General features: G+C 67.3%; 6 protein-coding genes. 3 read left to right on the top strand and 3 right to left on the bottom strand.

Annotated features, from left to right (window positions below; all coding sequences use genetic code 11):
- Nucleotides 1-45: 45 nt before the first annotated feature.
- On the top strand, nucleotides 46-1,323 hold the full coding sequence (locus tag ACN9M6_RS04380; RefSeq protein WP_419161705.1) for an ATP-binding protein: 1,278 nt from the start codon (nucleotides 46-48) through the stop codon (nucleotides 1,321-1,323).
- Nucleotides 1,320-5,579, top strand: coding sequence for a hypothetical protein (locus ACN9M6_RS04375; protein WP_419161704.1), 4,260 nt, complete (start codon nucleotides 1,320-1,322; stop codon nucleotides 5,577-5,579). Before ACN9M6_RS04380 ends, ACN9M6_RS04375 begins: the two co-directional genes overlap by 4 nt.
- A 9-nt stretch (nucleotides 5,580-5,588) precedes the next feature.
- Here ACN9M6_RS04375 and ACN9M6_RS04370 read toward each other — a convergent pair whose 3' ends face one another.
- The gene (locus tag ACN9M6_RS04370) at nucleotides 5,589-7,010 is read right to left on the bottom strand and encodes an amidohydrolase family protein (protein ID WP_419161703.1); all 1,422 of its coding nucleotides are present in this window, start codon (nucleotides 7,008-7,010) and stop codon (nucleotides 5,589-5,591) included.
- 103 nt (nucleotides 7,011-7,113) lie between these two features.
- Between ACN9M6_RS04370 and ACN9M6_RS04365 the strand changes: the two genes are divergently transcribed.
- Nucleotides 7,114-8,544, top strand: coding sequence for a M24 family metallopeptidase (locus ACN9M6_RS04365; RefSeq protein WP_419161702.1), 1,431 nt, complete (start codon nucleotides 7,114-7,116; stop codon nucleotides 8,542-8,544).
- A gap of 20 nt (nucleotides 8,545-8,564) precedes the next feature.
- Here the strand turns inward: ACN9M6_RS04365 and ACN9M6_RS04360 are convergent, their stop codons facing one another.
- A complete protein-coding gene (locus tag ACN9M6_RS04360; protein ID WP_419161701.1) occupies nucleotides 8,565-9,677 on the bottom strand; it encodes a hypothetical protein in 1,113 nt (370 codons plus the stop codon).
- An 83-nt stretch (nucleotides 9,678-9,760) separates the two neighbouring features.
- Complete coding sequence (locus ACN9M6_RS04355; RefSeq protein WP_419161700.1) at nucleotides 9,761-13,081, bottom strand: amidohydrolase family protein; 3,321 nt, start codon at nucleotides 13,079-13,081, stop codon at nucleotides 9,761-9,763.
- Nucleotides 13,082-13,183: the final 102 nt, after the last annotated feature.

The raw sequence follows: 13,183 nt of genomic DNA, 5'->3' as shown, positions 1-13,183 counted from the left end.
GATACGTATTTGAGTAAATTTACTCAAGACCGTATCTTATCCCGCATGGATGCCTACGAACGCCCTCACGTCGACCGACTTCTGCGGTTGCTGGATGACGACAGGACGATGCGGATCGTGGCGATCACGGGACCGCGCCAGACCGGCAAGACGACGATCGCCCGCCAAGGACGAAGCCGGTTGGAGGCGGCCGGGCGGATGTGCTGGTACGTGCCGCTCGATGACCCGACGCCGAACGAGTCCGAAGCGCCGGGACTGTTGGCCGGGGTGGATGCGATCCCGGCCGACAGTGCCCGGGACGAGCAGTGGCTGGTCGGGACCTGGGAACGAGCCCGTCGCGCGGCGGAACGTCTGGACCGGGGCCTCGTCCTGGTTCTTGATGAAATCCAGCATGTTGCTCGATGGTCCAACGTCGTCAAGGGACTCTGGGACGGAGACCGCCGGGCGGAACGCAAGCTGCGGGTCGTCATCCTGGGATCGGCCCCGTGGCAGATGCTGACTGGACTGAACGAGAGTCTCGCGGGGCGTTTCACCCCCATGCCGACCACGCACTGGTTGCTCGGGGAGATGGCGCGTGCGTTCGACCTCACCATGGACGAATACGTCTTCTTCGGCGGTTACCCCGGGTCGCTGTCTCCTGAGGAAGGCACCGAACGACTCGAGGCTTGGCGGAATCACATCGCGCGTGCCATCGTCGCGCCGGCCATCGAGCGGGACATCTTCGGCCTGACACGGGTGACGAAACCGGCCTTGATGCGCCAGTTGATGGATCTGGCTCCACGGTATTCCGGCCAGCTCATGTCCTACAACAAGCTGCTCGGTCAGCTTCAAGACGCCGGCAACACGACAACCATCGCGCGCTACCTCGATCTTCTTTCCGACGCCGGACTGGTGACCGGGCTATCCCGTTACACACCAGCTCCGCACTTGGGGAGGGCGTCGTCTCCGAAGCTCAACGTGCTCAACACGGCGCTGATGACGGCGCCGTCGGGCTACACGTTCGAGGAGGCGCGGGTTGATCGGTCCTACTGGGGCCGACTCGTGGAGAGCGCAGTAGGCGCGCACCTGCATAACACTCGCGCCACGGCGACCCGGCTCCATTTCTGGCGCGACCCTCCGCACGAGGTCGACTTCGTCGTCGCACGCGGTCCCCATCTGCTCGGGATCGAGGTCAAGAGCGGACGAACGCGGGGGCGGACTGGTGGACTGGACGTCTTCGCGGACCGTTTCCCCGGCGCCGGAACGATGCTGGTGGGCACGGGCGGCGTTCCCCTCAACGAATTCCTGTCGCTGAGCGCCGACGAGTGGCTGGAAGAGACATGAGCCCGCTCGTACGCCGCACCGTCAGCCTGATCTCGCCGCGAGACGACCGGCGCTTCGGTCGGGTCGGCCTGTCGCTGGCCGATTTTCGCTCGGACTACGGCTATGTCCTGCTGGGCGAGCCGGGACTGGGCAAGACCGAGGCGTTCAAAGAAGAAGCGCGGCGTGTAGAGGCCTGTTGTCCGGTCACTGCACGCCGATTCAAGCGGGGTCGCTTCGATGGCCACGCCGAACGCGGAGGACCGCCGGTCTTCATCGACGGACTGGATGAGGTGCGCACCGGCGGCGGGGATCCCAGAGTGCCGCTGGACGAGATTCTGGACCGGTTGAAAGATCTCGGTCATCCGCCGTTCCGCCTGTCTTGCCGTGCCGGGAGCTGGCTGGAGCCCGGAGATCAACGGGAGTTCTCTTCTCCTCCAAGTGCCGGACCAATTCGGGTTCTGAGGCTGAACCCACTGGCCCGCAACGACGTTCGCCAGATCGTTTCCCATCGAAGACGCGATGCCGAGGAGTTCATGTTCGAGGCGTCCGAGCACGGGCTCGATGCGTTTCTGGAGAATCCGCAGCTGCTCGGCGTACTCCTCGACGCAGTTGAGGCGGAGGGCTGGCCCGACAGCCCTCGGGCCGCGTTTGAGAACGCGTGCCGCGAACTCTCGAAAGAGCGGAATCCCGAACACCGGGACGCCCGTCGCGGGAAGGGTCAGCCTCCCCGGGACGCGGTTTTATGCGCGGCCGGACAGCTGTCTGCCCTCCTGCTGCTCACCGGAAAGGCAGGTTGGACAGCGACCGACACGAACGATCCCGACACCCTCTCCTTGCGCGACGTGGAGGACGAGTTGGACGGCGGGGATCGGGACGCGCTGCTCGCCGCCCTGGAATCGGGGTTGTTCAGGGGCTCCGCCGCGTGTCGAACGCCTGTCCATCGGCTCGTGGCGGAGTTCCTGGGTGGCAGGTATCTGGACGGAAGGATCCGCACGCCCCACGGAACTACTGTACGGCGAGCGCTGTCGCTCTTGTTGGGACATGACGGAATCCCGCTGCCGGACCTCCGAGGCCTCTCCGCGTGGCTTGCGTCTCAGAATCCGGCCGCGCGGGCCATCCTGATCCGCGCAGATCCGATTGCCGTGGCGTTCGGCGGCGACGCGACCGACTTCACGGCGGGAGAGCGACAGGAATTGTTCGCGCAGCTCGAGAACAGCCCCCATCTCCCCCTTGTGTGGCCGTCTTCGGTCGCGCTCGGAGCCCTGGCCGGAGGTCGCGACCGATCCCTGCTCTGGGAGCGGACCTCCTCTCCGGACCGAACCGACGCCGGACAGACGCTCGTCGCACGGCTGCTCGCCGGCTTCACGCGCAGACTTCGCTCGTCGACCGCCGACCGCAGCCTGGCATCGACGGCCGACTACGACCTGGAGCGCCGCTCACTGCTCCGGATCGTTAACGACGATAGTTGGCATGACTATGTTCGGTGCGAAGCCCTCAAGGCCGTCGACCTCCTCCTCTCCGACAGCCCCGACCGGTCTTCCACACTGTGCGGAGTTCTCTACGACATCGAAGCGGGCCGCTTGCCGGATGAGCACAATGAACTGCTGGGGACCCTGCTCGCCCGGATGTATCCGCGGGATCTGCCTCCCGCCGAGATCTGGAATCACTTGGCCACGCGACCGCGCCTCCCGGGTGCCACGTCCTATAGCATGTTCTGGGGCAGCCTCATCGACGGATCGGATCCGCAGCGGATCCAGCAGCTGATCTACTCGCTTTGTGATCGCGCTCCCGAGATCCTTCCGGCGTTGGCGGATGACGGGTTCGGATCCATTGTGCTGGAACTCCTGGCGCGGGGGCTGGAACTGTTCGGCGACGCGCTGACAACGGCGCAGCGGCACGCCTGGTTCGGGCTCGTTGAAGCCGCCCCGAACCGGCCAGGATTGGTCCCGGCCCACTGCGGTCCGGTCGTGGCAGTCGACTTCTTCCCCGAACTTTCCGACCGGATCCACTCATGGCTGAGGTCGCACCAACCCATCCAGTATGAGCTCATTGAACTCGACCTTGGCGAACGGGAGGACGAGGTTGGACGCAAGGCGCTCGACCAATCCATCGGCAGAAAACTCCTGGGAGAAGAGGCACCCGTAGGGTTCCGCCAATGGTGTCTCACGCGGGCGACGGAACTGGCGGAGACGCGGCCGAAGATCGCGGAGGAACTCGCCTGGTGGTCCATCCGAGAGAGGGGCGATTGGGGCCCGCCGCTGCCCGACGACAAAGTAGCCTGCGCCGTATCGGACGCGCCGACGCTTCTGGAGTGGAACGCCGGGCGCCTGAGTGCCAAGGCGCGTCGGGAACGGGAGGACGCCGAGAGGAAGAAGCGCGACAGCGGCTTCCTGAGCCTCGTCCGGGAACGGCAACGGGCGTACGCAGCGTCGGTCCGCGAGCACGCGCAGGAACTGGCGGAAGGGCGCTGTCGCCCGGCCCTCCTGCATGAACTCGCGCAGATCTACTTTGATGGACTGGACGAAGACCGAGCCGGTGGCGACCCCGCAGCGCCGCTGCTGCAACGACTCGACGGTGACGAAGCACTCGTGGGGGCAACCTTGGCGGGGTTTCGGCGGCTGCTGGCGCGTGACGACCTGCCCGACCTGGCCGGGACTGCCCAACTGCACGAGAAGGGGCGGTTTTCCTACCTCGACCTTCCCTTCCTCGCGGGGCTGGCGGAGGAGGAGCGCGCAGGCGGCGATCCTCTGGAGTGTCTCGACGACAAAGGGCTGCGGAGGGCGCTGGGGTATTACTTCGTATCGGGGCCGCAGACATCGCTGTTTGCGGCTTCGGGCGATGCCGACGGGCAAGAGGAGGCGACGCCGGGTCTCCGCTGGTATCACCGCGCCCTTGAATCGAATCCGGAGGGCGTGGCGGACGCGTTGGTCGCCGTCCATCGAGCCCGGGTGCGGACGAAGGCGGGGCCCGACCGACACCTCCACAACATGAGCCAGGATCCGGTGTACGCGCGCGTGGCGCCACTCGCCGTGAAGCGGATGTTCGGGGTCTTTCCCAGCCGCTGCACCAAACCACAGGTCGAGACCCTGCGCCTAGTGCTGTGGGCCGCCCTCGACCCATGGAATATGGCACCGGCTGAACTGGCCGATCTGGTGCGTAAGCGGCTCGGACGCCGGGGCATGGACGTGGCGCAGCGGGTTCAGTGGATGTGCGCCGGCTTGTTCGTAGCCAGAGCGAACCGCCTCCCCGAACTCATCGACTATCTGGCCCGGGGAAGCGACGCGCACGTACACCACCTCGTCGACTTCTTTATGTCATTCGACCACAAGCTGCGAGGGGACCTCTCCCTTGACGACTGGGAGGCTGAGGAACTCGCCGTGCTCCTGCGGGCGCTCGGCGGGCGCCTGCAACGATACGAACCGCCGGACGGCGTAGGCATGCTCGGCGACGAGGCGCTGGCGCGGTTCAGGGCAGGACCGCTGATTAGAAGGTTCATCGATTCGCTTGCGGGCCGCGACGACGACAAGGCCGCCGCCGCGCTGGAATCGCTCGCCTCCGATCCCGGCCTAAACGAATGGACCGCGGTACTCTCGCGGGCGCGCGACGTTCAAGCCGAGAGACTCCGCGCGGCTAAGCACGAAACGCCGGGGCTCGCCGCGATCCAGGAGTCGCTCAGGGGGGGACGGCCGGTGAGCGCGGCGGATCTGGCCGCGCTCGTGCTCGATGCCGTGGAACAGCTCGCCGCACGCATCCGAGACGACTCCACGACGGACTGGCGGCAGTATTGGCACTTGGATCCGAAGTCGCGGCGACCTCTGCGACCGCAACACGAGAACGACTGCCGGAACGCGCTTCTCTCCGACTTGCAGCTAACCCTCGGACCATACGGCGTGGACGCGCAAAAGGAGGGGCAGTACGCCGACGACAAGCGGGCGGATATCCGAGTGGCGCTCGGCTCGCACCTCGCCATCCCGATAGAGATCAAGAAGAACCTGCACCGCGACGTGTGGCGCGCCGTGGACGAACAGCTCGTGGCGAAGTACACGCGGGCACCGGAGTCGGACGGCTACGGGATCTTTCTTGTGTTCTGGTTCGGGCCGGACCATATGAAGGTGATGCCGCCCCAGGGCCACCTGCCGGGGACACCGGCCGAGTTGCGGGAGCGACTCGAGGAGCAACTCGCTCCCGCGCAGCAGGCGAAGATCAGCATCACTGTGATCGACGTCAGCCCATCCAGCAGTTACGCCGGGGACACTGCGAAGCAGGCTTCGGCCTGATTCGTTCGTTCAGCCCTCCGGTTTCAGGACGCTGATGATCGGGGCCACCGGCAGGGCGTCGAGATCGACCTGCCGGCCGTCCTTGATCACGGCGTGGATCGACCGGTAGTGGCGGGCCGTCTCCAGCGGATTGGCGTCGAGGATGACGAGGTCCGCGACCATCCCCGGCTGCAGCGAGCCGATGTCGTCCTCCATCTCGTAGGCACGTGCGATGTGGCTGGTGGCCGATCTCAGGATCTCCATCGGCGCCATCCCCAGTTCCTCCAGCGCCGCCAGCGCGTTGAAGTGGCCTTCGCCCAGCTTTGTCCGCTGATCCACCGTGTCGGAGGCGATCGTGGGTGACTCCGCCAGCAGCACCGGGTGCTTGATGCCGGCGTCCGTCGAGAGGAGCATCGAGACCCCCGCCTCGATCATCCGCGCCTGATTCTCGCGGCCGATGGCCATGTAGGGCGTGAGGGTGCCGTCGGGGTTGTGCTCCTGTAATGCTTCGAGCCGCCGCTGCGTGATCGGGAGAACGGAGACGGCGATATCCCGCTCCACCAGCTTCCGGATCGTCTCCATCGGGATGGGGACCACGGGGCCGGAAATGTCGCCGTGCGTGATGATGTCGACGCCGGCCTCGATCGCCATGTCGAGGCTCTCGACCGAGGTCGTATGGGTCTGGACCGTCATTACGGCGCGGTGGCCTTCCTCCACGATTACGTGCTGGACGCGCTCCGAGAAGGAGATGAAGTACATCTCCACGTGGCTGCTCGACCCGTACTTGAGGAAGTCGACCCCCGTGCCCGTGTACTCGCGGATCTCGGCGCGCACGGAATCCGGCGTCATCCACATGAGGTCGCGGCCCGTCCCGTTCTCCCATGCCTCGTTGGTGCGGTTCGTGAAGGCCTTGCTCACATGCGCCGCCGCCTCACCGCGGAAGTCGCGCGAGAGCGGCCCGTCGAAGCCGATGATGTTGCCGGCGAAGTAGATGCGGCTACCCGGCGCCTCTCCCGCGTCGATCATGTCCCGCGCCTTCGCCAGGGCGCCCAGCGGGCCCCAGGTGTCGAAGACGGTGGTCTGTCCGGTCTTGAGCGTGAGTTGCGCCGCCTCCAGCACGATCTCGTGATAGCGGCCCTCGTACTTGATGAGGGTCTCGAGATCGAGGTTCAGGTAGAGATGAAGGTTGGCGTCCATCAGCCCGGGGATGACGTACTTGCCCCGCGCGTCGATGATTTCCGTTCCCGCGGGAACGTCCACGGCGTCCGCCGCTCCCACCGCGGTGATCCGCCCGTCCTGCATCACGACCACGCCGTTTGTCAGAGGCGCGTCGGCCAAGGGGTCGATGACGGTGGCCCCGGTGACCGCCAAGGTCTGCGCTGCCGCGCCAATGGGAGCGATCGTCCCGGATAGCACCAAGGCCAAAATGGCGCATTTCAGTCCCACCATCATCTCTTTCTCCTCTCCCGCATGGGTTCCACCATCAGAGTGACGGCCATGACCGCCAGAGGCAACGCGACGTATACTCCTCACTCCGATCTATGGGAGGTCAGAGATGACGATGATCGCACGACGAGCCATGGGAACCGTCGTCCGTCCACGAACCCCGCGGGGAGGCCGAGTTCTTACGGCCATAGCGCTGTCGATGGTCGCGACGTTGCCCTCCTCCGGGGCCAGGCTGGAGGCTCAGGCTCGCGACTATCGGCCGGAGCGGCCGTTCGGCACGCTGCGGGAGCAGGCGCGGACGCAGCAGGCGTGGCTCGAGGAGAGACTCGAGAAGAACCTGCCCATGCTGATGCGCAGGCACGGCGTGGACATGTGGGTCCTGGCGATGCGGGAGTACAACGAGGATCCCGTCTTCCCCGCCCTGGTCTCCCCCACGACCTTCGCGGCGCGGCGTCGGACGATCTACATCTTCCACGACCGGGGGCCGGAGCACGGCGTCGAGCGCCTGGCTCTGGGGGGCTCGTCGCAGGGAGGCGTGTACGAGGCGGTGAGGGCCACGACTACCGCCCCGGACGGCAGGGCGGCGGAACTGTGGGGCGAGGACCAGTGGAATCTCTTCGCCGACATGGTGCGCGAGCGCGATCCGCGGCGGATCGCGGTCAACATCTCCCGGGATCACAACTTCGCCGACGGACTCACGGCGGGTGAGTGGGAGCAGATGGAGGCGGCGCTCGCGCCCGATCTCGCGGGCCGCGTGGTGCGTGAGCCGCTGCTGGCGATCGAATACCTGGCCATGCGGGTGCCCGCCATGACTCCGGTCTACCGCCGGATGCAGGCGGTCGTGCACGAGATCATCGGCACGGCGTTCTCCGAGGTCGTGATCGTCCCCGGCCGGACGACCACCGCCGATGTCGTGTGGTGGATGCGCCAGCGGGTCCACGACCTGGGGCTCGATTCCTGGTTTCAGCCCTCGGTGTCCGTGCAGCGGCGGGGGGTCGACATGGGCGGCGTGACGGCGCCGGTGATCGAGCGGGGGGACGTGCTCCACTGCGACTTCGGACTGGTCGCGTTCGGACTCGCGACCGACACGCAGCACATGGCCTACGTCCTCCGGGAGGGCGAGACGGAGGCGCCGGAGGGTCTTCAGCGGGCGCTGGCGAACTCGAATCGCCTGCAGGACATCCTCCTCGAAGAGACGAAGGTCGGCCGCACCGGAAACGAGATCCTGGCGTCGGTGCTGGAGAAGATGCGGGCGGAGGGCCTGAACGGGACGATGTACACGCACCCCATCGGGGACCACGGACACGGCGCGGGTCCCCTGATCGGGCTGTGGGACTATCAAACGGGCGTCCCCGGCCGCGGCGACCCTCCGGTGATTCCCGGCATGTGGTTTTCGACTGAACTCCAGGTGACGACCCCGGTTCCCGAATGGGATGGGCAGCCGGTGCGGATGGCCCAGGAGGAGGAGGCCGAGGTCACGCTCGATGGCGAGATCCGCTGGGTGCTAAGGCGTCAGACCGAACTGCACCTGATCCGGTAGCTGGCTGCGGCGTCGGGGGCTCAGTTCCGGCGGAGGCGCAGGAGCTGCGGGTGTTCGACGTCGAGGGCGTCGGTCCAGACTCCGAGGAGTGCGTCCGTCTGGATTTCGTGGAGGCTGAATCCGGCGGGCATCACGAGCTGGCCGAGCCATGTGCCATCGTGGTCGAGGACCAGCCAGTTCTGTGGCGACTCCCGTTCGTGGCGTGCCCGGTACCGCTCCAGCCAGATGGCTCCCGACGGGTCGACCATGATGTCGGCGTAGGCGGGCCGCATCCCCGACATCGCCTCGAACATCTGCATCGTAACGGATCCGGGGTTCTCGCCGAGCGACTCCCGGGCGGCGTCGATCTCATCCGGCGTCAGTTCAAGCGGATAGTCGGGGATCCTGATGATGCGGATCAGTTCCCCGGTCGCCGCGAGTTCCTCCACCTCCATGGCATCGGCCGAACCGCGCAGAATCGTGCCTCCGCGGGTGGCGACCTGGCTGACGCGAGCGAAGAAGGGGACCGTGCTGAGCAGACTCTCGCCCCGTGTGATCATCAGCTCCTCGAACCCCGCCGACTCGCCGATGCTGTCGATCCGGGTCCCGTGCAGGTCGAATCGCCACAGCGACCACGGCTCCCGGCGTAGCCCGCCGGTGCCTTCGTACGTCCGCATGCTGCCGTAACCGAGTTCCACCAGGAGCGTGCCGCCGCCGAGGTCGTAGATCGCATCCGTGAACAACGGCAGGGTGAACGTGCGGGAAAGGGTCAGGTCGGGGGCGACCACAGTGACGCGCTCGTCGTAGTCGAGCAGGAGGAGGGTGTCGCCGGAAATTCGTTCCATGCCCCAGATCCGTCGGAACTCGCCAGGCCCTTCCCCCTCCCGTCCGAACGACCCGAGGAATTCGCCTGCTGCGGAATAGAGGCGGATCTCCTGCTGACCCGAGACCACCACACGGCCTTCGGAGAGACGGGTCATGTCGCCGACCCGGTAGAATTCGTGGTCCTCGCCCTGGCCGGACCGCGTCAGGTCCAGGATGGGCTCAAAGTCGACGGTCCAGCCGCTCGAATCGTCCCAGGCGGGGCGGAACGCCTCCACGATCTGGACGTCGGCGCTGTCCCGCTGCGTGACGAGCGAGGGATCGACGTTCACGTCGCCACATGCGAGAACGGAACCACAGCAGCCCCACGCAATTGACCGTGCCGTACGTCGAGAGGTTGCCCGTCGATCGATGTTCACTCACGGCTCCCTGTGTCGGGTTCGTCGGCGACGAAGCCTCGGTAGCCCAGGGGGCGCTGGCGGGGCCAGACCTCGTCGAGCGTCTCGGCTTCGAACAGGCGTCCGTTGATCATGACCCGCTCGATCGCCAGAGAGTTGCGCAGATCCTCGAGCGGGTTCTGCGACAGGACGAGCAGATCGGCCAGTTTTCCGGGCTCGACGGAGCCGAGTTCGCGCTCGAGGCCGATGCCGTTCGCGCCGAAGACGGTCGCGGCCTTCAGTGCGTCGTGGTTCGACATACCTCCCGAGGCGACCATCCACAGCTCCCAGTGGTACGCCAGGCCCTGGAGCTGGCCGTGGCTGCCGACGCCAGCGAACCCGCCTGCGGCGACGACCTCGGCCAGGAAGGCGGCGTGCTCCTCGAACACGAACTCCTCCGGTACGGCCCAGCCCACCGCTCCGGAGGCTCCGGCGCGGCGGCGCGTACGGGCATCCAGCGTCTCGTGCGGCGTAAACCGCGCGAGACGGGGGTCGTCGTGGACGTTCTCGCGGGTGAACCAGTAGATCTCTCCCATCGGTCCGCCGAACGAGACGACGAGCGTGGGCGTATTCACGACTTTGGTCTCCGAGAACAGTCGGACGACGTCCCTGTGCAGCGGATAGACGGGCAGATTGTGTTCGATTCCGGGGTAGCCGTCCATCGCGTGCGTGAGATCGAGCTGCAGGTCCAGTCCGGCCTCGGTCGTCGGCATGAGTTCCAGTTCGCGGGCGGCCATGACGAGCCACTGTCGCTGCTGGCGGTTGCCGGCCAGGTACATCTTGAACGTCTTCGTGTCGTAGTAGTCCGAGTAGCGGGTGAGAATATCCCGTGCGTGGTCGAGGTCGCGGATCGGCTCCCCGGGCTGATAGTTGCCGAACACGCCGGGGCCGGTGGAATAGATGCGGGGCCCGAGGATGTCTCCGGAGCGCACGCGGTCCGCGTAGGTGAGGACGTCGGACACGCCGGTCTGGGGGTCGCGCGTCGTCGTAACTCCGAACGCGAGGTTCGCGAGGTAGCCCCAGGGCTGTGTCGTGTGGATATCGCGGGGTGGGCGCAGGTGCGCGTGGGTGTCCACGAAGCCGGGCATGATGGTCATGCCGCTCACGTCGTGGGTCTCCGCGTCGTCGGGGACGGCGAGAGTGCCGGAAGGCCCCACGGCGGCGATGCGGTTTCCGTCGATGAGCACGTCGCCGCGCTCGATCACTTCGTCGCCCCGCATGGTGATGATCCGGGCGCCGCTGAGCAGGAGACGGCCGACGGGCAGGTCGCGGTCCGCCTGCAGGTCGACCCGCACTTCGACGGGGCGGTAGCGCGCCTCGGCCTCCGCGTCCGCCGCATCCTCTTCCGCCTCCAGCGCCGCCAGGCTGTCGTTGACCGCGCGCGCCCGGGCCAGGTCGTAGCGCAAGTAGGCGTTTCCCAGCGCCCACACCACCGTCCCGCCATCGGCGCTCCAGGACGGGAACTCCCCGCCGAATTCCGTCACGCGGGTGACGGGAACCGCCGCCCCGTCCGGGTCTCGCACCGAGATCGTCGGCGCTTCGGCGCCCACCTGCGGCACAGTCACCACGTATAGATCGTTGCCTACCTTGGCCAGCGCGCGGTCACCGGTGGGCGAGACTTCGATGAACGAGGCGTCCGCGGGCGAGCCCCCGCGCGTGGCCGAGAAACCGGTCACCTTGAGGTGCTCCCTCTCGTTGGTGCCGTCCCAGCGCACCGAGACGAGGCCACGCGAACCCGCGTGCAGGTAGATCCGATTCGGCTGATCGCGCCGATAATGGGGTCCCGAGCGTCCCAGCGCCTCGGCCACCACCGTGGCGGCACCACCCTCCGCTTCGTACCACGCGATATCGGTCTGGCTCCCCGCCCCGCCCGTCAGCCGCGCCCGCGCGGGTGCCTGAAGCACGACGATACGCCGTCCATCCGGCGACCAGGCGGGAGACCGCATGAAGCGCGCGAGGTCGGAGACCCGGCCCGCCTCGCCGTCATCGAGAGAGACGGTCCACAGGTAGCCTCCCTCCGGCTCGTCCCAGCTTACGACCGCCAGCGTCTCCCCGTCCGGCGACCAGGACGGCTCCGCCAGCCCGCCCTCGATCTCCTCTCCGACCCGCCTCGGGACCCCGCCGTCCGCTCCCATCACATAGAGGCGTCCCAGCGCCGTGAAGGCGACCTCGTCCCCGGCGGGCGAGAGGGCGACGTCCCGGATCTGACGCACCTGGAAGGTCGGCGTGTCTTCGATCGGATAGTCGAAGTCGAGGCGCGGCCCCACGTGGAGCGTCACGTCGACCTGGAACGGGATCTCGGTCGCTTCGGCTCCGTCCGTTTCTCGTGTCCCGTCCACCGGAACCCGCCACAGCCGGCCGCCGTGTGAGAGGATGATCGCCTCCCCGCCGGGCGTGAAGGCATAGCCGGGGAGAAGGTCGAGCGTGGCGCGGCTCTCCATGTCGTCGCGCTGCACCGGGTAGGCGAGCCAACGCTCTTCTCCCGTCGCGACGTCGCGGGCGCGGAGGCCCGTCGCATCCTCGTGGCGCGTGCCGTACACGAGCGTGCCGCCATCGGGGGAAACCGCGGGCCGGACGCCGGATCCGTACCGGCTCGTGAGGGTCGCGCGACGACCGGTCTCGCGGTCGTATCGGGTGAGTTGGTACTTCGGGAAAGCCGCGTCGTACGTCCAGTCGCCGGTTCCCTGGGCGAGATAGACGTACCGGCCGGTGGGATCGAAGGCGGCCCCGATTGCCTTCAGGTTGTCGGGTTCATCGATGAGCGCGATGCCGCTTCCGCCGTCGCGGTGGAAGAGCCAGGGTTTGGCGGCCCCGCCGAGCGGGCTGTAGGTGCGCGAGGCCACGAGGTAATCGCCGTCAGGCGACCACTCGGGCGACGTGTAGAGGTTGTCTTTGCCGCGGGTGACCTGTGTCGTGTCGGTCCCGTCGAGGCTGAGGATCCAGAGGTTCTGTCCTCCGCTCCGGTCTGAGACGAACACGAGGTCGGAGCCGTCGGGGCTGAAGCGCGGCTGGCTCTCGAAGGCGGGACCGGTCAGCAGTGGCGTGGCCGTGCCCCCCTCGATGGGCAGCGTGTACAGATCGCCGAGCATATCGAAGGCGAGCGTCGCGCCGTCCGGGCTCACGTCGACCGACATCCACGAACCGCGGTCCGTCCGGAAGCGGATCTCCCGCGTGGGCTCGAGCGGGAGTCCCTCCGTCGCGAGCCCGCCGACGTCGTCCGCCGTCTCCTGCGCCTCCGCGTCCGCTCCGAGAACGAGGCAGCCCGCGAGCGAAAGCGAGATCATCGGATGACTGCGCATCGACATCCTCCCTGCAGTGGGAAAGGCGTTCCCGCGGGAACGTCCCGAATCTGTACTGCGTGTCCCCTACTCCGTACCGATCACGGCCTCCGCCGCCAGGCG

Origin of the sequence: Candidatus Palauibacter sp. (assembly GCF_965197445.1) — a bacterium.
Taxonomy (GTDB): Bacteria; Gemmatimonadota; Gemmatimonadetes; order Palauibacterales; family Palauibacteraceae; genus Palauibacter.
This window is presented reverse-complemented; position numbering and strand designations above follow the sequence as displayed.

Excerpts from the sequence above, each read along its gene's own strand:
- ACN9M6_RS04380 (WP_419161705.1), top strand. The coding sequence starts at position 46 with ATGGATGCCTACGAACGCCCTCACGTCGACCGACTTCTGCGGTTGCTG.
- ACN9M6_RS04375 (WP_419161704.1), top strand. The coding sequence starts at position 1,320 with ATGAGCCCGCTCGTACGCCGCACCGTCAGCCTGATCTCGCCGCGAGAC.
- ACN9M6_RS04370 (WP_419161703.1), bottom strand. The coding sequence starts at position 7,010 with ATGATGGTGGGACTGAAATGCGCCATTTTGGCCTTGGTGCTATCCGGG.
- ACN9M6_RS04365 (WP_419161702.1), top strand. The coding sequence starts at position 7,114 with ATGACGATGATCGCACGACGAGCCATGGGAACCGTCGTCCGTCCACGA.
- ACN9M6_RS04355 (WP_419161700.1), bottom strand. The coding sequence starts at position 13,081 with ATGCGCAGTCATCCGATGATCTCGCTTTCGCTCGCGGGCTGCCTCGTT.